This is a genomic window from Ruegeria sp. CDSA034 (assembly GCF_059612275.1).
The window spans coordinates 25,051-43,637 of the sequence record NZ_JBXWQH010000007.1 but is presented as its reverse complement, the minus strand read 5'-3'; the positions used below and the strand labels follow the sequence as shown (position 1 = coordinate 43,637).

General features: G+C 58.1%; 15 protein-coding genes. 5 read left to right on the top strand and 10 right to left on the bottom strand.

Features of this window, described 5'->3' with window-relative positions; genetic code table 11:
- Nucleotides 1-9 precede the first annotated feature (9 nt).
- Nucleotides 10-816 (top strand): ferredoxin--NADP reductase, encoded by an 807-nt coding sequence (locus tag AC2FLJ_RS13115; protein ID WP_496706170.1) that lies wholly within the window; start codon nt 10-12, stop codon nt 814-816.
- A gap of 76 nt (nt 817-892) precedes the next feature.
- Here AC2FLJ_RS13115 and AC2FLJ_RS13110 read toward each other — a convergent pair whose 3' ends face one another.
- Both AC2FLJ_RS13110 and AC2FLJ_RS13105 read right to left on the bottom strand, forming a co-directional pair.
- The gene (locus AC2FLJ_RS13110) at nt 893-1,663 is read right to left on the bottom strand and encodes a crotonase/enoyl-CoA hydratase family protein (RefSeq protein WP_496706168.1); all 771 of its coding nucleotides are present in this window, start codon (nt 1,661-1,663) and stop codon (nt 893-895) included.
- Nucleotides 1,664-1,672: 9 nt separating this feature from the next.
- Entirely contained in the window at nt 1,673-2,434 is a 762-nt protein-coding gene (locus AC2FLJ_RS13105) for an SDR family NAD(P)-dependent oxidoreductase (RefSeq protein WP_496698055.1), read from the bottom strand.
- Nucleotides 2,435-2,642: 208 nt separating this feature from the next.
- Between AC2FLJ_RS13105 and AC2FLJ_RS13100 the strand changes: the two genes are divergently transcribed.
- The 4 genes from AC2FLJ_RS13100 to AC2FLJ_RS13085 are packed head-to-tail and all read left to right on the top strand — an operon-like array spanning nt 2,643 to nt 7,702.
- Nucleotides 2,643-4,487, top strand: coding sequence for a feruloyl-CoA synthase (locus tag AC2FLJ_RS13100; RefSeq protein ID WP_496706167.1), 1,845 nt, complete (start codon nt 2,643-2,645; stop codon nt 4,485-4,487).
- On the top strand, nt 4,484-6,112 hold the full coding sequence (locus AC2FLJ_RS13095) for an acyl-CoA dehydrogenase family protein (RefSeq protein WP_496706165.1): 1,629 nt from the start codon (nt 4,484-4,486) through the stop codon (nt 6,110-6,112). The genes AC2FLJ_RS13100 and AC2FLJ_RS13095 overlap by 4 nt, the downstream gene beginning before the upstream one ends.
- 16 nt (nt 6,113-6,128) lie before the next feature.
- Nucleotides 6,129-6,542, top strand: coding sequence for a Zn-ribbon domain-containing OB-fold protein (locus AC2FLJ_RS13090; protein ID WP_496706163.1), 414 nt, complete (start codon nt 6,129-6,131; stop codon nt 6,540-6,542).
- Nucleotides 6,543-6,553: 11 nt separating this feature from the next.
- The gene (locus tag AC2FLJ_RS13085) at nt 6,554-7,702 is read left to right on the top strand and encodes an acetyl-CoA acetyltransferase (protein ID WP_496706161.1); all 1,149 of its coding nucleotides are present in this window, start codon (nt 6,554-6,556) and stop codon (nt 7,700-7,702) included.
- Nucleotides 7,703-7,910: 208 nt separating this feature from the next.
- Here the strand turns inward: AC2FLJ_RS13085 and AC2FLJ_RS13080 are convergent, their stop codons facing one another.
- The 8 genes from AC2FLJ_RS13080 to AC2FLJ_RS13045 all read right to left on the bottom strand — a co-directional run bounded on the left by AC2FLJ_RS13080 (nt 7,911) and on the right by AC2FLJ_RS13045 (nt 18,561).
- The gene (locus AC2FLJ_RS13080) at nt 7,911-9,080 is read right to left on the bottom strand and encodes an amidohydrolase family protein (RefSeq protein ID WP_496706159.1); all 1,170 of its coding nucleotides are present in this window, start codon (nt 9,078-9,080) and stop codon (nt 7,911-7,913) included.
- A 285-nt stretch (nt 9,081-9,365) separates the two neighbouring features.
- Entirely contained in the window at nt 9,366-9,515 is a 150-nt protein-coding gene (locus AC2FLJ_RS13075) for a hypothetical protein (RefSeq protein WP_282119293.1), read from the bottom strand.
- Between the two features lie 70 nt (nt 9,516-9,585).
- The gene (locus AC2FLJ_RS13070) at nt 9,586-9,945 is read right to left on the bottom strand and encodes an LLM class flavin-dependent oxidoreductase (protein ID WP_496706158.1); all 360 of its coding nucleotides are present in this window, start codon (nt 9,943-9,945) and stop codon (nt 9,586-9,588) included.
- Between the two features lie 254 nt (nt 9,946-10,199).
- Nucleotides 10,200-11,969 carry an acyl-CoA dehydrogenase family protein gene (locus tag AC2FLJ_RS13065; protein ID WP_496698067.1) on the bottom strand — a complete coding sequence of 590 codons (1,770 nt, stop codon included), beginning with the start codon at nt 11,967-11,969 and terminating at the stop codon, nt 10,200-10,202.
- A gap of 12 nt (nt 11,970-11,981) precedes the next feature.
- Complete coding sequence (locus tag AC2FLJ_RS13060; protein ID WP_496706156.1) at nt 11,982-14,279, bottom strand: 3-hydroxyacyl-CoA dehydrogenase/enoyl-CoA hydratase family protein; 2,298 nt, start codon at nt 14,277-14,279, stop codon at nt 11,982-11,984.
- Nucleotides 14,280-15,461 carry an acetyl-CoA C-acyltransferase gene (locus AC2FLJ_RS13055; protein WP_496706154.1) on the bottom strand — a complete coding sequence of 394 codons (1,182 nt, stop codon included), beginning with the start codon at nt 15,459-15,461 and terminating at the stop codon, nt 14,280-14,282.
- Nucleotides 15,462-15,484: 23 nt separating this feature from the next.
- Nucleotides 15,485-17,134 carry a long-chain-fatty-acid--CoA ligase gene (locus AC2FLJ_RS13050; protein ID WP_496706152.1) on the bottom strand — a complete coding sequence of 550 codons (1,650 nt, stop codon included), beginning with the start codon at nt 17,132-17,134 and terminating at the stop codon, nt 15,485-15,487.
- A gap of 38 nt (nt 17,135-17,172) precedes the next feature.
- On the bottom strand, nt 17,173-18,561 hold the full coding sequence (locus tag AC2FLJ_RS13045) for an amidase family protein (protein ID WP_496706150.1): 1,389 nt from the start codon (nt 18,559-18,561) through the stop codon (nt 17,173-17,175).
- Nucleotides 18,562-18,587 lie beyond the last annotated feature (26 nt).

Below are 18,587 nucleotides of genomic sequence, written 5' to 3'. Positions count from 1 at the left end.
GAGACTCATATGTCGCTGGATTCTACGACCAAAACTGAATTCCCCATTCCGGCGGGCGTGCTCGCCCAAACCGTTACCGAAGTGAAGCACTATACCGACCGGCTGTTCAAATTCCGCATCACGCGCCCGGCTTCATTCCGGTTTCGGTCAGGTGAGTTTGTGATGATTGGTTTGCCGAACGCGGAAAAACCCGTGTACCGCGCCTATTCCATCGCATCACCCAGCTGGGACGAAGAGATCGAGTTCTATTCGATCAAGGTCCCCGACGGCCCGTTGACCGAACACCTGCAGAAAATTCGCGAAGGTGATACGGTTTTGATGCGCAAAAAGCCCACAGGCACGCTGGTCAATGACGCGCTGTTGCCGGGTAAACGGCTTTGGATGTTTTCGACCGGAACCGGCGTTGCGCCCTTTGCGTCGCTGATCCGCGACCCTGAAACCTATGAGAAGTTCGACGAAGTAGTCCTGACCCATACCTGTCGGGAAAAAGGCGAGCTGGACTATGGCAAGGAACTGGTTGCGGCGCTCAAATCCGATCCGCTGGTTGGCGAGATGGCACAGAATTTGCGGCACTATTGCACCCTCACGCGTGAGGACTATCCGTTCAAAGGTCGGATCACCGATCTTATGGCATCGGGCAAAGTGTTCGATGATTTGGACCTGCCGCTAATCTCACCAGAAACAGATCGCGGAATGATCTGCGGCTCGATGGCGATGCTGCAGGATACCAAGGCCGCGCTGGAAGGGTTCGGCCTGGAAGAGGGCGCGAACAACAAACCTGCAACTTTTGTGGTCGAACGCGCCTTTGTCGATTGACCAACCGGGGCTCTGCCCCGCCCTACACCGGGATCTGGTGAAACGCTCTCACACCAGATCCCGCGTGTCTCGGGACTTACTGATTGTCCCGCTTTCCTGTCTTGTTCAGAAACGCCTCCATCCCGGCCCGCGCTTCGGGTGAGGATTGGGCAATCGCAGCAGCCAGGCTTTCGGTAAAGAAGCCATCACTGGCCGACATGTCATTGATGCGCGTGATCGCCTGCATCATCATGTAATTTGACAGTGGCGCATTCTCGGTCACACGCCAGGCCAGCTCCATCGCTTTGTCAAACACGGATCCGTCCGGCTCAACATAATGCGCCAGCCCCAGTTGCAACCCTTCGTCCGAGCCATAGCGGCGACCGGTCAGCATCATCTCCATCATCCGGCTGGCCCCGAGAATCCGGCCAACACGTACCGTTGCGCCGCCACCCACAAAGATCGCGCGGCGTCCTTCGGGCAGCTCATAGAATGTGTCCTGCTGCGAGACGCGGATATGCGCGGTCATTGCCAGTTCCATCCCGCCGCCCAGCACACCGCCGTTCATTGCGGCCACAACCGGAACCCGGCCGTATTCGATCTTGTCGAAAATCCGGTGCCACAGGCGACATTCATGCATCGCCCCTGCGGCGTCGCGCATCGAATGTTCCAACAGGTCCAGCCCGGCACAGAAATGCTGACTGGAACTGCGGATCACAACGGCGCCGATCTCATCGGGAAGGGTGTCGAAATAGTGCTCGATCTCGAACAGCAGCCCGTGATTGATCGCATTGAACTTGGCAGGTCGGTCCAGCGTCAGGATACCGACCGGGCCGTCTGTCTCTGGGGTGATATGTGTATATTCCATTGCAAAGCCTTACTTGGGTTCCAGACGGATCGCGCCGTCCAGACGCACGCATTCACCGTTCAGCATGGTGTTTTTGATCATGTGCCCTGCCAAGCGCGCAAACTCAGCCGGCCGTCCAAGACGCGACGGGAAGGGAACCTTGGCCCCCAGACTGTCCTGAATCTCTTGCGGCAGCAAATCCATCATCGGAGTCGAGAAGATACCCGGTGCAATCGCCATGACCCGAACGCCCGAGCGCGCAAATTCCCGCGCCGCAGGCAAGGTCAAGCTGGCGACCCCACCTTTCGAGGCAGAATAGGCCGCTTGTCCGATCTGCCCCTCAAAAGCCGCCGCCGACGCGGTGTTGATGATAATCCCCCGCTCGTTATCCTCAAGCGGTTCATTTTGCATGATCCGCTCAGCCGCCAGGCGCATGACATTAAAGGTGCCGATCAGGTTGATCTGGACCGTTCTGGCGAACCCGTCCAGCGCCGCCGGGCCGTTGCGCCCTACGATCCGTTCGCCATGTGTGACGCCGGCGCAATTGACGACAACACGGGGTAAACCATTGGCCGCAATTGCCGTGTCCAGCGCCGCAGAAACCTGGGCTTCATTGGTGACGTCGCAAGGCGCGGCAATTGCCCCCAGTCGCATTACGGCCTCGTCCAGCTTGTCGCCGGGCAAGTCGAACAGGGTCACTTTCGCCCCGCATGATGCAAGATACTCGGCCGTCGCAAACCCCAACCCCGAGGCACCGCCAGTCACGATTGCGGATGCGTTTTCGATTTTCATTACATGTCTCCCTGTGCGCCCCGAACGCCATGACGCAACGAAATCAGGCTTCGGTCTTGCGCGATTTCCTAATGCGTCATACCCGTTGAATTGGTATTTAGTGAACGATCAATATTACATTTGCATACTAACATTTTTTTGGATAGCCTGATTTTCAAAATATGCATCATGTCGCGCCCAGTGCGACCCGATGACAGGGAGAGGAAAAATGAGCATTTCAGCCCGGCAAAAAGAACACGACTTGGGGCATCTCAAAAAATTCGCCCCTTCACAGGTGTTACGAGAAGATCTGGGCGATGGCGCTTTTGTTTTACGCAGCCCCTACCTGCTGGATATGGACGTAAAATGTGTTTCCGAATATTTGGAACGCTGGGCCGAAGAAGCACCTGATCGCCTTTTTCTGGCAGAACGTGGGCCAGACGGTGAATGGATCAGCGTCACCTATTCCGAGGCTTTGGCGCAAACCCGCTCACTGGCTGCGTTTCTTCTGAGCATGGGGCTGGCTCAAGACCGCCCACTTTTGATTCTGTCAGGCAATTCGGTCCGGCACGGTCTGCTGATGCTGGCTGCTATGCATGTGGGCATTCCGGTGGTGCCGGTTTCTGTTCCTTACTCTCTGGTCGACGAGTCGCTGGCCAAACTGCGCCATATCGTCAGGACCACAAATCCCGGTATGGCCTATGCCGATGATGCCAAGGGCTTTGCCCATGCTTTTGAGTTTCTCGCCTCGGAAGGCATCGAACAGCTGTCGGACAATGGCGCACTGACCTTTGAGCACGCCCTAGAAGCCACAGCTGGCGAACCGGTTGCCCAAGCGCGTGCCACGATTGACCATGACACGCCGGCCAAGATCCTGTTCACTTCTGGCTCAACCGGGTTGCCCAAGGGTGTGATCGTTACGCAGCGCATGATGTTGGCCACTCAAGAAGCCGTGGTGCAGATTTGGCCGTTTCTGGAAAGCGCCCCACCTGTCGTGGTTGATTGGCTGCCCTGGAACCATACATTCGGCGGCAATTTCAACTTCAACATGATGCTGCGCAACGGCGGTAGCTTTTATGTCGATGATGGCAAACCCGTGCTGGGCGAGATTGAAAAGACAATTCGCAACGTGCGCGACGTATCACCCACTCTGTTCTTCAACGTCCCGCGCGGCTTTGACATGCTTTTGCCGGTCCTGCGCGAGGACGCAGTCTTTCGCAACGCTTTTTTCAAGCGGCTTGATCTGATCTTTTTCTCTGGTGCGGGGCTACCCGACCATCTTTGGGAAAGTCTGGAACAATTGGGCGTGCAGGAACGGGGCGGGAAAATCCCGTTTGTAAGCGCCTGGGGCCTGACTGAGGCGATGATGGCCACATGTGTGCACTTCCCCATCGAAAAGGCAGGAGTCATCGGGGTGCCGGGTCCGGGATCCGAGCTGAAGTTTCTGCCCAATGGTGGCAAGTTGGAAATGCGGGTCCGCGGACCGCATGTGACAACAGGTTATCTGAACAACGCCGAAAAAACCGCCGAGGCGTTTGACGAGGAAGGGTACTTCCTGACTGGCGACGCGGGCCGCCTGCAAGATCCTGATGACCCATCAAAGGGCATCGTATTCGATGGCCGCATCTCTGAGAACTTCAAACTGATGACTGGCACTTGGGTCGCCGTCGGCAACTTACGTGTTGCGTTACTGCAGGCCCTTAGCCCGATTGCCTCGGATGCGGTCATTACCGGCCATGACCGGACCGAAATTGGTGCGCTGCTGTTCCTGAACATAGATGAATGCAAAACCCTGACCGGACGGGGCGACACATTGGCGGATTACGCCGATGATCCGACTGTGCGCGCCTTCATTGCCGAACGTTTGGCTGCATACAATGCCGACCAAACCGGCAGCGCCACACGCGTGAAGCGCGTTCGCATCGAACACGACGCCCCGTCAGTTGAAAAGAACGAGATCACCGACAAAGGCTATATTAATCAACGCCTTGCGCTAGAGCTTCGGGCTGACGCGGTCACTGGCTTGTACGATGGAGCCGCGGATGTGATCGTACCAGGAAAGGCCGCCACATGATCGACTACACCGCCTCTGAAGCCGAGATTGCATTCGTCCTCAAGCATATCGGTCGGCCCGAGCGGCTGCCCGGTTGGAGCGACGATCTGGCCGAGACTGTAATCCCAGCCTTAGGCCGCTTCATCAACACCGAAATTGCGCCTTTGGACATGATTGGCGAGGCACAAGGCGCACGTCTGGAAAATGGCCGTGTGCGGATGCCACCAGGCATGGTTGCCGCCTATAAGCGCTATGCCGATGCCGGTTGGCCGGGCCTGTGCGCACCTGAAGAATATGGCGGGCAAGAATTGCCACACATTCTGGGTGCGGTTCTGGCGGACATGCTGGCTGGCGCGTGTATTTCCTATGAGATGGTGCTGAGCCTGGCGCAAGGCTGCATTCGAACTCTGAATGCCTCGGGCAATGACGATCAAAAGGCGCGGCTGTTGCCGCAGCTGGTGTCCGGTGAATGGATGGCATCGATGTGCCTGACCGAACCGGATGCGGGGTCAGATCTGGGTCGGATCAAAACAACCGCTACGCCCGATGGTGATGACTATGTGCTCAGCGGAACAAAAATCTTCATTTCGGGCGGTGACCACGACTATACCGACAACGTTTTGCATCTGGTGCTCGCGCGCACTCCGGATGCGGCACCGGGGGTCAGGGGTCTCAGCCTGTTCGCCTGCCCTGCCGTGTTACCCGATGGGACACGTAACCGGGTTCAGACCGTGCGGATCGAAGAAAAGATGGGGATGCATGCCTCGCCCACCTGTCAGATGGCGTTCGACGGCGCAAAGGCCGAATTGTTGGGCCAGGAAGGCCAAGGTTTGGCCGCCATGTTCACCATGATGAATGCCGAGCGTCTGGATGTGGCCCTCCAGGCCGTGGGCCAAATGGACGTGGCCTTTCAGCGTTCGCGTTTGCATGCCGCAGGTCGGCGCCAAGGCACGACATCAGAAGGCACGGCGCTGATCACCGAACACGGTGACGTTCAGCGGATGTTGCTAGATATCTACGCCTATGCGCTGGGGTGCCGGGCGATGGTCTATCGCACTTTTGTGGATATGGATTTGGGCACCGATCAGGGGTTGCTGGATATCCTTACTCCGACCTGCAAGGCCTTTGCGACCGACGCAGTCAACGCGGCCTCAAGCAAAGCGGTACAAATCCACGGCGGCTATGGATTCTGCAAGGAATACCGCGTTGAACAGATCATGCGCGACAGCCGCATCATGGCGATTTACGAAGGCACTAACGGCGTTCTGGCGACCGGAGTGGCCCGCCGCGCGATCCGCGCAAATGGCGGTGCGGCGGCGCAGGCTTTTAGCGATTTGGCCTCAACGGGCCCCAGCTCGGTCGAGCTGGCCGATGCGATCGACGCCTGGGAATCCGCAACCCAAGCCATGCAAAGCTATACAGATATCGGTCCGTCGGTCTCGGACTATATGCGGCTGACCGGGCTAGTATATTTTGGTCGCGTCTGGGCGGATCTCGAGGCTGCCGCAGACAACGCCCCGGAACCCGATTTGTTGCGCGCCACTGCGGCCCATGTCCGGGCGCGCGTACTGCCCGAAGCCGGTTTGCTGCGGCGCCGCATCCTTAATCCAGAACCCACGCATTCTGCGGCGATCTTTGCCGCGTGAACATCAAGGACGACACATGACTGACTTTACTCTTCCCGAAGCCAGCCCACAGGCCGACGCGGCATTCCGTGCCGGTCTGGCCGCTGGAAAATTTCTGATCCAGCGCTCAAAAACCACCGGTGAATACAACTTCTACCCACGCGCCCTGTCCCCTACGACCGGAGCAGACGATCTGGAATGGGTCGAAGCCTCGGGCCGCGGCACTGTCTTCGCCTCGACCATCATCCGACGTCCAGCAAAATACGGCGGTGACATCAACAACGTGCTGATTGATCTGGACGAAGGTCCGCGCATGTTCAGCCGCATTGTGGACGTGGACAACGAAGCGATCACCATCGGTATGAAAGTACAGGCCGTTGTCATGACCCCCGACTTCGGACCCAACGCAAAATCCGGCGAAGCCGCCGTGTTCTTCAAGCCCGCGGAATAAGGAATTCAATCATGGCACATGCACTTCGCGGCAAATCCGCAATCGTTGGCAAAGGCTATTGGGGTTTGGGCAAAACGCCCAATACCTCACCAATGGAACTGATCGCCAAAGCTACGCAGAACGCGCTGACCGATGCAGGGATGGACCTCTCCGAGATCGACGGCGTCTGTGGCGGAACATTCTACCACTTCTTCCCCACCCTCTCGATCGCCGAGTATTTGGGCATCAAACCGAAATGGGCGAATTCTGACATGGTGGGCGGCTCGTCCTTCATGTCCTATCTGGTCGAAGCGACCATGGCGATTCAGGCGGGCTTGTGTAAGAACGTGCTGATCTGCTACGGCTCGAACGCGAAATCCGCGCGCGATCTCAACGGGTTGATCGAAACCCCGCAATGGGAACGCGCATATGAACCAATGGTGCCGGTACCGGGATATGCCTTCACCGCGCAACGCTATATGCACGAGTTCAACGTACCCAAAGAGCATTTCGGGCATGTTGCCATCTCGGCCCGGAAATGGGCCCAGCTGAACCCCGATGCGACAATGCAGGATGACCTGACGATGGAGGAGTATCTGAACTCGCCCATGGTTGCCGATCCACTGGCGGTTCTGGATTGTTGCCTGATGTCGGATGGCGGTGCCGCGATCATCGTGGCCTCGGCCGACCGCGCCAAGGATTATCAGGAAAAGCCCGCCTATTTCCTGGGTGGCGGCAACGCGATTTCCCATCGCGAGATCAGTCAGGCCGCCACGCTGACCACCACCTGTGCCACCGAAAGTTCGAAACGTGCGTTCGAGATGGCCGGCGTCACTACCAAAGACGTTGACGTCGTCGAGCTTTATGACGCCTTCACGATTAACACGCTGCTGTTCCTCGAAGACATGGGCTTTGTGAAGAAAGGTGAGGCCGGGGCCTTTGTGGCCGATGGCAACATCGCGCCGGGCGGCTCGCTGCCGGTTAACACCAATGGCGGTGGGCTAAGCTGTGTTCACCCCGGCATGTACGGCCTGTTCTGCTTGATCGAGGCGGCTACCCAGATACGGGGCGACGGCGGCAATCGTCAGATCGATGATGTTAATATTGCGATTGCCCATGGCAACGGCGGCACGTTCTCGAACGAGTTCACGACCGTTCTGGGCAGCGAAGCGGCGCTTTAAACGATCAAGGGGGGGGGGCCAAATCCGCCCCCCCAAAACTTGTGATTTTGCCAAAACGATAAAACGCAACCTGCCGTAGACGTACCCTCGGCAAGGGGCATTTAGCGTCAGTAGCAGACAATCCAAGTTCGTACTGTTGGTAAAGCCCTAAGCCCGACCGCCAATCTGGCGGCCGGGCTTAGGCTTCAAACCTACGTTTCCCGTGCCTTTAAAGTACAGGTACGCGCGCTGCAGGAGGGGTCGAGCGCGACCGTCCGGTACGCATCTTACCATCGATCATAACAGCCCCAACTCCGGGGATGTTACCGACGGCCATGCCTTCCAAAACGTTCTTACCGTCCGATCCTTCAGGGCGGTCCATGAACACCAAATCGGCTGGGCGGCCTGGTGCGACGATCCCTTGTGCAAGATCCCGTCTCTTTGCCACGTTTCCGGTGCCACAACACCACGCCTGTTCGGCAGGCAATCCGCCAATACTGGCCAGCAGAGTTGCCATTCGCAGCATTCCGTTCGGCTGTACGCCGGACCCCGCTGGGGCATCTGTTCCAATCAGAAAATCGGCAAGGCGACCGTCGGCCAGAGCGCCTTCCAGTGTCACAAGTACCGATTTCTCGTTGCCATTGTGTACCGCTTCAAGCGCTCCTTTCGCGTGACGGCAAAGCTCTCGGATTTCATCCTGAGAAATTGAGGTTGGTCCGCCATTGATATGACTGACTACGTCCGGTTGCGCCTCTAGCACATCTGCTGCTCGAACATCGTGAGAGCCCGCAATCGAAGGGCCGCCAGTATGCATAATGGTTTCTATTCCCAATTCCCGACACCAGCCGGTGACGCGGGCCGCGTCGGGACCTTTGGCAACTGTCCCAAGGCCGATCTCTCCAATATGCCGGATACCGGCCGCCTTTATTGCCGCATAGAAATCGCGATCAAAATCAAGTTCGGGCACTGGCGCTCCTGCCAAAACCTTGGCACCGGACGGGCGGAAATTTGAATAGCAACGTTGTGCCACCATCGCCAAAGCCTTGACGCCTTCGGCATCCTTGGGGCGACCAGGCAGATGTACTTCGCCGGCGGAAACAAAGCTTGTGACGCCGCCGTTAACATTCATTTCGATCCAGCCAATCTGGCTTTGGCGCGGGGTCCAATCGCCGAAAACCGGGTGGCAATGGCCATCAATCAGGCCCGGTGCGACCGCACAACCAGAGGCGTCAATGACGCGATCCGCGTCGCCGGCCTCAAGGCCCACAATCACTCCGTCTTCGATGAGAAGGCAATCACTGTCGGCAATAGGCGATTCCAGATCACCGGTCAGAAGCAGACCGATGTTACGGATTAGTGTGCGACCCTGTTCCGGTGTGTCTTTTGGTGCGTCAGCCATCTGATCCCCCATTTAGCGTGTGATTTCCGGTTCATATTTGGATCAAAAAAGCACGCCAAGAAATCGTTCGGCCGTCGTGCTTTCTTCATCCATTTTCATTAGTATACAAGCGATATTAGAACGCCTGTGTCAAGACCTTCTAACTGGCACTACGCCGGGATTGGCTACCCTTGAGCGGCTGATTGACCAGAGCCGACCAATCCTCGCCTGTTAGTAAGAAACCTGCATTCGGCAAGCCACCGACTAGTACCGCGGCTTGGGCGTTGTTGCCCCTATTGCCGCGGGTCAGGAAAACGCCGTGATGACTTTGGCGTAGTTGTTCATGATCTCAAGATCTTCATCCTGCGTGAAGTAACCGACGTGATGCCAGACGACGAATTCCTTGGTCCCGTGTTTCTCTTTCAACGCACCAACCTGATCGATCACCTGGTACACGGCGCCTTTCCAGACCCGCCACATCGGCACATAATATGGCGGGGCGTTAGGGGCGAAAATGAACAATTCCTCAAAAACGCGGTAGTGCTGCCCGGCCTGCGCTTCGGTCGATCCGATGGTCAGATTGGATTGTGATGATATAAAGATGCCACGCCAGTGTATTCAGCCAGCGCGGCGTGTTGTCCCAACCAAAACCACAGAACAGTCGGCCACCGGGCACGTGATCGATCGTTGCCAGATCCTCGGCCAGACGCATCGGGTGATGCGCCGTCAGCGCCATACCCACCTGCCCCACCATCGGGTTTTTGGTGTTTGCAGCGATGTGCATATTCCACAAAGGCGGATTGGTCGTGGTTTCGATCCCTTCCATCTGAAAATGATGCTCGGTCATGCAAAACCCGGCATACCCGTTTTCGTCGGCAAATCTCATCTACTCGGTTGTCCGTTCTAACAGCGTTTCATACCGATCCGGGTCCGAGCCGGGCAGAACGACATCTTCGCCCTTTGAATGCATATAAAGTTGTACAAGGTTGTGGGTTTTCAAGACTATACCTGCCTTTAGTGCCCATTCCCGAAATTCTACTGCTGACCGCTCAACGGAGCTCGATTTGGGTCAAGAAACGCAAAAAGGGCGCCCTGTTTCCAGAACGCCCTTTAGCACCGCTGTCTGTGAAAAAGGAGGGGTTACAGACAGCGATCAGCCCGACATACAACGCTGGGTTCACCGGCCTGCATGATCAATTCGTTGCTGACAGCACGGGGCAATGCCCGCGCCATAAAGGCGCGCGCTGCATCCACCCGATCCGCATAGTACTCTGGCGATTGAGCGCCCGCTGCAGCCTTGGCCACCCGTGCAATCCGTGCAGACATCCAGGCCGATACACTGAGGGCTACAATTTCAAGATAGTCACAGGCCCCGGACAGCACGTCACCTTGCGCTGTGCCCAGCACCCAATCCGTCGAACGTCCAAGCCGGGATGCCGCATCGCGCAAGCTTTTCTCTAAGTCAGAGAGGTCGTTGCCCAATTTGCCCGCCTCGTCCAGCATATCGGCCACCAGACCCTTGATGACGGCACCATTGTCGCCGCGCACCTTGCGCATAACCAGATCGCGGGCCTGAACGGCATTGGTACCTTCGTAGATTTCGGTGATCCGCACATCACGCACCAACTGTTCGATGCCATAATCTTTGATGAAGCCATGCCCGCCATGCATCTGCACAGCCTCATTCGCCATTCGCGATCCCATGTCCGAAAGGTAGGACTTGATGACCGGCGTCAGTAGCGAAAGGCGCGCGTCTGCAACTTTGCGCTGCTCGGGCGTTGCGGCACGATGAACTTCATCCAACAGGCCCGCTCCGAAATAAGCCAGCGCACGGGCAGCGTCCATTTCGCCCTGGGCGGTCAGCAGGCGGCGGCGTACGTCCGCATGGGCAATCAGCGGATCCGCAGGACCGTTCGGGTTCAAAGGTTCCCCGTCTGCGCGACCCTGACGGCGTTCGTGGGCATATGCCGACGCGGTTTGTACAGCGGCCTCAGCTACGCCCAACCCTTGCAGGCCGACCGACAGGCGCGCGGCGTTCATCATTACGAACATTGCGGCCAGACCTTTACCCTCGTCGCCGACGATCCAGGCCTTGGTGTCCTCGAACGAAATGGCGCAGGTGGGTGAGCCGTGGATACCCATCTTGTTCTCGATCCCGGCAATGGTGATCGTGTTCTGCTCGTCCGTCGTGTTGTTATCTGTATCCAGCATGTATTTCGGCGCCAAAAACAGGGACAGTCCACGCGGTCCAGGCTCAGCGCCCTCGACCCGTGCGAGGATCAGATGGGCGACATTTTCCGACATGTCATGGTCGCCCCAGGTGATGAAGATCTTGTTGCCGGTGATGGCATAAGATCCGTCATCATTTCGAACGGCCTTGGTGCGGATCAGGCCCAGATCGGTGCCGCAATGCGGCTCGGTCAGGTTCATGGTCCCGGCCCAGTTGCCGGACGTCAGCTGAGGGCAGTAGACCGCCTTTTGTTCGTCCGAGCCATAGGCCATCAAAGCTTCGACAACGCCAAAGTTCAGTTCGTGGATCAGGGCAAAAGCCAGATTGGTTCCGGCCATCCCTTCACGCAGGGCAGCATGCAGGACGAAGGGCAGTTGTTGGCCGCCATATTCTTCTTCCAGCGCCAGCGCGTTCCAGCCGTCTTCGCAGAATACCTTGTAGGCATCGCCAAAACCGGGCGCGGCATAGACTTTACCATCTTCAAGCCGTGCGCCCGGGCTGTCGCCCGCCTCATTGCACGTTGCCAGATTGTCGCGCACAAAGCCGTTGATCGCGTCAACGACCGCAAAGAACGTATCTTTGTCGCAATGCTCATACCCAGGCAGTGCCAGCGTCTTGTCGAGGTCAAGAACCTCGTCCAACAGAAAAGTAATGTCCCGCTGCGGGAGTTGATAGTCCATACCTATGGTCCCTCAGTTTTTAAGCGGCTTGCCGGTCGTCATGGTGTGGCGCATCCGTTCGAGTGTCTTATCCTGTCGGATCAAGCGCATCATGCCTTCGGCTTCCAGCCTGTGCAGCGCTTCTTCATCCAGAACGCCGCCCTCACCCCCGGCCAGTACGTGCGCCGTTTCACACGCAATCTCGACCGTGTAGGGCGCGTCTGGCATAGCCTCGGCCAGTGCGGCCAGCTTTGGCTCCAACGCGGCGTTGATAGCTGCGGCATCCAGTGTGATCTCAGCCTTGGGCGCGGGTTTGTACCCGTCGACCAACGCCAGAGCCGCCACCTTGGCTTCGGCCAAAAGGCGGTCGCGGTTCATCACCACGCCATCGGTTTTCCGCAAGTAACCCGCATGCTGCGCCATAGGGGCAGAGCCGGTCATCAAAGCGACTGAAATCACGTCGAACGCAGCCTCGGCCCCTTGGACGGCATCACCAAGTTCCGCAGCCTTGAGCAGCAACAGCGCGGTTGTTCCGCCCCATGCGGGCAGCAGACCAACATTGGCCTCGACCAATCCGATATTGCTTTCCAAAGCGGCCATAACCCGATCCGAATGCATTAGGATTTCGCAGCCGCCGCCAAGGGCAAGCCCACAGGCGGCCGAGACAACCGGGAACGGCGCGTACTTGATCTTGCGCATCGTGGCCTGACCGATGGCCAATTGCTCTTCGACTAGAACCAATTCCCCCGCATCAGCACGATCCAGCGCTTTTTTCAGGTTTGCGCCCACCGAAAAGTGGTTGCCGTCCGACCCGATGACCATCGCTTTGAAATCTCGGGCCACGACGTCCAGTGCTTCGCTCACACCTGTCATCACCTGATCGTCCAAAGCCGCATTAGGTGCGGTGATCGTCAGCAGAGCGACACCATCACCCATATCGCGCAGCACAACAGCATCGGCCTGGAACACAGGAGCAACCGTCAGATCAGATGCAAAGATCACCCCGGGCCCACGCGGCACATCTGCCTGTTCGCCCGAAGGCAACAGCACCTTACGGTCACGGCCCTGACCTGAATAAATCCCGCCGCGTTCAGCGGCCAGCGCCAGCAAGGGCGGCACATCCTGACCCTCGGCCTTCAAGCGAGCCACAATCTTGTCCGCACCAATCTTGTCGATCAACTTGAATGGGCCCATGCGCCAATTGTATCCCAGCTCCATCGCTGCATCGATATCCGCCGGGTTGGCGGTAATCTCGGGCACGCAGTAAACTGCGTAAGACAAAGTCGGCCCCATTACAGCCCAGGCATAATCAGCCAACCGATCACCGGCCTGATCAATGAAGTCGGCACCAAAGCTTTTGGCCAATTCCGGACCCTTAGCCTGCGCACGATACTCTAGCGTTGCCAGATCAACGGTTTCGGCGACTGGTTTGCCATTTTTGTCCTTGGATCTGCGATAGAAACCCGCACCAACCTTACGACCGGCCAAACCCTTGGCAGCCATCTGATCGAACAACTCCAGACCGTCGGTATGGAATTGCTGCGGATCATCAGCCTCAAGCAGATTGCGCATAGACAGGCGCGATTTGCCCATCAGGTCGATGCCGATCAGGTCCATCAACGCGAATACACCCGTTCCGGGCACGCCGAAGGGACGGGCCAGCACTGTATCAGCCTCTTCGATAGTGATGCCACGCGCCACGGCCTCGCGGGCGGCGGCGTTCATCCACAGTCCGCCCAGACGATTAGCGATGAACCCGGGGCGGTCGTTACAGGGAACGACAGTTTTGCCGAGGCGTTCATCGCTGAACGCACGTGCACGTTCCGCAGCAACCGGATCTGTGTCCGGTCCGGTCACAAGTTCAATCAGGCGCATAAAGCGCGGCGGGTTGAAGAAATGCACAATGATGAACCGCTTGCGCAGGCTGTTATCCATCTGGCTGACCAAATCGGCCAACGGAATGGTCGAGGTGTTCGAGCTCAGTAGTGCATCGTCGCGAAGGAAAGGCGCAATTTTCGCATAGAGCGCGTGTTTGATGGTGAGGTCTTCCAGAACGACCTCGACCACCCAATCACAGGTCGAAAGCTGATCCAGATCATCATCCAGATTGCCCGCTGTCAGCCGGGCCGCATAGGCCGGGTCGGCCAGTTGCGGCGCGCGGCCCTTGGTCATGCGTGCAACGGCACCTTTGGCCAACATCGAGCGGTCTTCGGCATCCTTTGGGACGATGTCCAGCAAAACGACTTCGGCACCGGCATTGGCGAAATGGGCGGCAATGCCTGCCCCCATCACGCCCGAGCCGATGACAGCAACTTTGTTGATCGCAGTCATTTAGAGAACCTCGAACAGACCAGCAGCACCCATGCCGCCGCCGATGCACATAGTGGCAACGATGTACTTCGCGCCGCGTTTCTTGCCCTCGATCAGCGCGTGACCGACCATACGCGTGCCCGACATACCATAGGGGTGGCCCACGGAAATCGCGCCGCCATCGACGTTCAGGATCTCATTCGGGATGCCCAGCTTGTCACGGCAATACAGCGCTTGCGATGCAAAGGCCTCGTTCAATTCCCAAAGGCCGATATCGTCCATCTTGAGGCCATTACGTTCCAGCAATGTCGGCACTGCAAACACCGGGCCGATACCCATCTCATCGGGCTCACAACCCGCGACGACATAGCCCATATAGCGACCCAGCGGCGCAAGCCCGCGCTTTTCAGCCAGTTTCTCTTCCACCACGACCTGCGCCGAGCCACCGTCGGACAATTGCGAGGCGTTGCCAGCCGTGATCCATTTGTCCTCACCCATCACTGGGGTAAGACCCTGCAGGCTTTCCAGCGTGGTCGAAGGACGGTTGCACTCGTCCTGCGTCAGCGTGACCTCTTCATAGGTGATCTCGCCAGTTTCCTTGTTCTTGTTTGCCTTGGTGACCGTGATTGGCACGATCTCGTCATCAAACTTGCCCGCAGCCTGCGCCGCGGCGGTGCGCTGCTGCGATTGCAGGGCAAACGCATCCTGCGCTTCGCGGCTGATACCATAGCGTTCGGCCACAGTATCGGCGGTCTGGATCATCGGATCGTAGAACCCACGAATGTTCTGCGCGATCCAGTCCTCTTTCAGGCGATAGGTGTTATCGCGACCCATCACCAGCGAAATGCTTTCTACTCCGCCGCCAACGACAACGTCACAGCCGTCCACCATGACCCGAGAACAGGCGCGCGTCAGGGCCTCAAGACCGGACGAGCAGAACCGATTGATGGTCTGGCCCGATGCGGTCACGGGCAGACCGGCGCGCATGGCGACCTGACGACCCAGATTTCCGCCGTTTGCACCTTCGGGGACGGCATTGCCGATGATCACGTCCTCAATTTCAGACGGGTCAACACCGGCGCGTTTGACCGCCTCGGCGACGGCATGGCCACCATAAACGGCGGGGTGAGTGTCGTTGAAAGCACCACGAAAGGCTTTGCCAATTGCAGTACGGGCGGTCGAGACGATTACAGCAGAACGCATTAGATTGATCCTTGAAGGAAATATTAAATGTCAGTGGGCAGCTTGTAGTCGGCGTATTGCTCACGCAGATGCAGCTTTGAAATTTTGCCGGTCGCGGTGTGCGGAAGCTCGGCCTGGAACACCACGTCGTCGGGCGTCCACCATTTGGCGATCTGGCCGTCATACAGCGCCAGAATGTCCTCGCGGCTGACATCCGATCCCTCACGCTTGACAGCAACGATCAACGGGCGTTCATCCCATTTACGGTGTTTGGCGGCGATACAGGCAGCCTCCAGAATATCCGGGTGGCTCATGGCGATGTTCTCCAGATCGATCGAGGAAATCCACTCGCCGCCCGATTTGACGACATCCTTGGTTCGGTCGGTCAGGCGCAGATAGCCTTTCGGGTCGATCGCCGCGACATCTCCGGTGATGAACCAACCGTCCTCGGTAAAGGCATCAGCACCGGCCCCGCCCCAATAGCTTTCAGCAACCCAGTGACCGCGAACCTGCAACATGCCAGAGGCGACGCCGTCATGCGGCAACAACTCACCTTCGTCATTAACGATGCGCATCTCGACCCCATAAAGCGCACGGCCCTGTTTGGTTTTCAGCGCAAGGCGGTCGTCGATTGGCAGTTTATCCTCGCCCCATTTGGGCACCGAAAGCGTCCCGACCGGGCTCAGCTCGGTCATGCCCCAGCCATGCACCACGTCGATCCCGTGGCCTTTTTCGATCTGCTCGATCAGAGACAGTGGCGCAGCGGAACCTCCCATCATAGCGCGTTTGACCGTTTTTAGCGTGGCGCCCTGCTGATCCAGATATTCGAACAAACCTAGCCAGACAGTCGGCACACCCGAGATCATCGTGACCTCTTCGTCGTCCATAAGTTCGCGCAGCGGGGCCGGATCCATGCCCGGTCCAGGCATAACCAGTTTGGTGCCGTTCATCAGGGCCGCATACGGAATACCCCAGGCACAGGCGTGGAACATCGGCACCACGGGCAAAGTGGCGTCACGCGAGCTGAGCGCCAGCCAGTCGCCGCCGGACACGCCCATGGCGTGCAGCACGGTCCCACGATGGGAATACAAAACGCCTTTGGGATTGCCAGTTGTACCAGATGTGTAGCACAGCGCCATGGCCGCGCTCTCATCCAGTTCGGGCCAGTCATAAACCTCGGGCTTGCCCGCGATCAGAGATTCGTAGTCACTGATCGGGGTCTTCATCTGCGGCACCTGATCCAGGCCAGTCAGGCTGAACCAGCCCTGAACGCTGGGGCAGCGGGCCGAGACAGCATCGATCAGCGGTGCAAAAGTCGTGTCGAAGAACATATGCGTATCTTCGGCGTCGTTGATAATAAACGCGATCTGATCGGGATGCAGGCGCGGATTGATCGTGTGGCAAATCGCACCGATGCAAGCCAATGCATAATAGAGTTCCAGATGCCGATTGTTGTTCCAGGCCAGCGTCGCGACGCGGTCACCCGGCCCCACACCCAGTTCGGTCAAAGCGTGAGCCAGTTGCTGGGTCCGTCGCCCCATATCCGCAAAGCTGTAGCGATCAATCGTCATGTCCGAGTTGCGCCAGACAATCTCCGCCTCGGGGTGCGCACGCATGCCATGACGGAAAATGCTAGTCACCGTCAGTGGCATCGTCATGATCTGACCGGGAATCGTCGTTTTTTCTGCGCTCATTTTTTGCCTCTTAATGTGTTTTTCTGCATCTGCGCCCGTCACAGAGGCGCAGGCGGCATTTCTCCAATGTCCAGTTCGATCCGCCACGACATTTGCAAAACGCCCAGATCGTCAAAGCGGCGTCCGACCAGTTGAATACCGATCGGCAACCCGTTGCGGTCTAGTCCGACCGGAATGCTGGATGCCGGTTGCTCAGTGAGGTTGAACAGGAAGGTATTGGCCCAGCTTTCGAACGGCTTATCGGGGTCAGACCCCGGCAGGTCGGCAGCAAAGGCGGTGTCCGGTGTCGATGGCAGCAGGACAAAATCATGGCCGTCAATCAGCGCCAACGCACGTTCGCGTAACGCCTGCGTGTGATCGAAGTTCCGCTGATGCTCAACAGCGGACAATGCGCGTGCATTGTTGGTCCAGTCGCGGATATAGGGCGTTTTCGCCTGTTCGGCCACGGGTTGGCGCATCAGTTCGGACAGGGTACGTATTTTGTAGAACGCCTCGGCGGGTCCCCAGTCCGCTCGACTGAACGGTGCGGTTTCAAGATAGGTGACCTGAACGCCCATATCCCGCAAAACCTGTGCCGTCCGTTCCAGCGCTGCCTCAACATCTTCCGCCACCGGTTCGCCCAAGCCCAGCTCGGGGATAACCAGTACCGACATGCCTTTGCGGTCGCCGCGCGTCAGGCGCGAGACATAGTTCACACCGTCCCGTGCCAAAGCCGCGAAATCGCGCGTATCCTCTCCGGTCAGAACATTCATATGCAGCGCGACGTCGCCAAAATTGCGGGCCAACGGCCCTGCCGTGATCGCCGGGCTGTTGCAGACGTAATAGGGCACTCGCCCCTGGCTGGGCTTCAGCCCGGCCAGGCCGCAATACGAGGCTGGCAGACGGATGGATCCCACGATGTCGGTGCCGATCGAAACCGGCTCGATCCCGGCGGCAACACTAGCCGACGCGCCCGAAGATGATGCGCCTGTCGTGCGCGATACATCCCATGGATTGCGGGTAACCCCGTGCTTTGAGCTCACTCCGCCTGCAAGAATGCCATAATCGCACATAGTATTTTTGCCCAGGATCACGGAACCGGCCTCGCGCATGCGTGCGACTGTGGGATGATCGGTTGTGCTGACCGATGCCTCACCTGCCGCCGAGCCGCGATAGGCGGGCATACCGATGCAATCCATTGCGTCCTTGACTGTTGTCGGCACGCCATCCAGCGGACCCATTGGTATGTTGCCGTGCCAACGTTTCTCGGACGCCCGGGCCGCTTCAAGCGCGCCCTCGGCATCCACGTGGTAAATCGCATTGATCCTAGGATTTACCGACTCAATACGGGCCAGCGCAGCCTGCGTGACCTCGACCGGAGACAGCTCTAGCCGGGCAAAGGCTTGCACCATGGCACGCGCCGAAAGTTGGGAATTTGGGGCGGTCATTCGGGGACTCGATCAGATAAAGGGGA

Bases quoted from the DNA above. Each gene is read 5' to 3' on its own strand.
- AC2FLJ_RS13115 (WP_496706170.1), top strand. From the start codon at position 10: ATGTCGCTGGATTCTACGACCAAAACTGAATTCCCCATTCCGGCGGGC.
- AC2FLJ_RS13110 (WP_496706168.1), bottom strand. From the start codon at position 1,663: ATGGAATATACACATATCACCCCAGAGACAGACGGCCCGGTCGGTATC.
- AC2FLJ_RS13105 (WP_496698055.1), bottom strand. From the start codon at position 2,434: ATGAAAATCGAAAACGCATCCGCAATCGTGACTGGCGGTGCCTCGGGG.
- AC2FLJ_RS13100 (WP_496706167.1), top strand. From the start codon at position 2,643: ATGAGCATTTCAGCCCGGCAAAAAGAACACGACTTGGGGCATCTCAAA.
- AC2FLJ_RS13095 (WP_496706165.1), top strand. From the start codon at position 4,484: ATGATCGACTACACCGCCTCTGAAGCCGAGATTGCATTCGTCCTCAAG.
- AC2FLJ_RS13090 (WP_496706163.1), top strand. From the start codon at position 6,129: ATGACTGACTTTACTCTTCCCGAAGCCAGCCCACAGGCCGACGCGGCA.
- AC2FLJ_RS13085 (WP_496706161.1), top strand. From the start codon at position 6,554: ATGGCACATGCACTTCGCGGCAAATCCGCAATCGTTGGCAAAGGCTAT.
- AC2FLJ_RS13080 (WP_496706159.1), bottom strand. From the start codon at position 9,080: ATGGCTGACGCACCAAAAGACACACCGGAACAGGGTCGCACACTAATC.
- AC2FLJ_RS13070 (WP_496706158.1), bottom strand. From the start codon at position 9,945: ATGAGATTTGCCGACGAAAACGGGTATGCCGGGTTTTGCATGACCGAG.
- AC2FLJ_RS13065 (WP_496698067.1), bottom strand. From the start codon at position 11,969: ATGGACTATCAACTCCCGCAGCGGGACATTACTTTTCTGTTGGACGAG.
- AC2FLJ_RS13060 (WP_496706156.1), bottom strand. From the start codon at position 14,279: ATGACTGCGATCAACAAAGTTGCTGTCATCGGCTCGGGCGTGATGGGG.
- AC2FLJ_RS13055 (WP_496706154.1), bottom strand. From the start codon at position 15,461: ATGCGTTCTGCTGTAATCGTCTCGACCGCCCGTACTGCAATTGGCAAA.
- AC2FLJ_RS13050 (WP_496706152.1), bottom strand. From the start codon at position 17,134: ATGAGCGCAGAAAAAACGACGATTCCCGGTCAGATCATGACGATGCCA.
- AC2FLJ_RS13045 (WP_496706150.1), bottom strand. From the start codon at position 18,561: ATGACCGCCCCAAATTCCCAACTTTCGGCGCGTGCCATGGTGCAAGCC.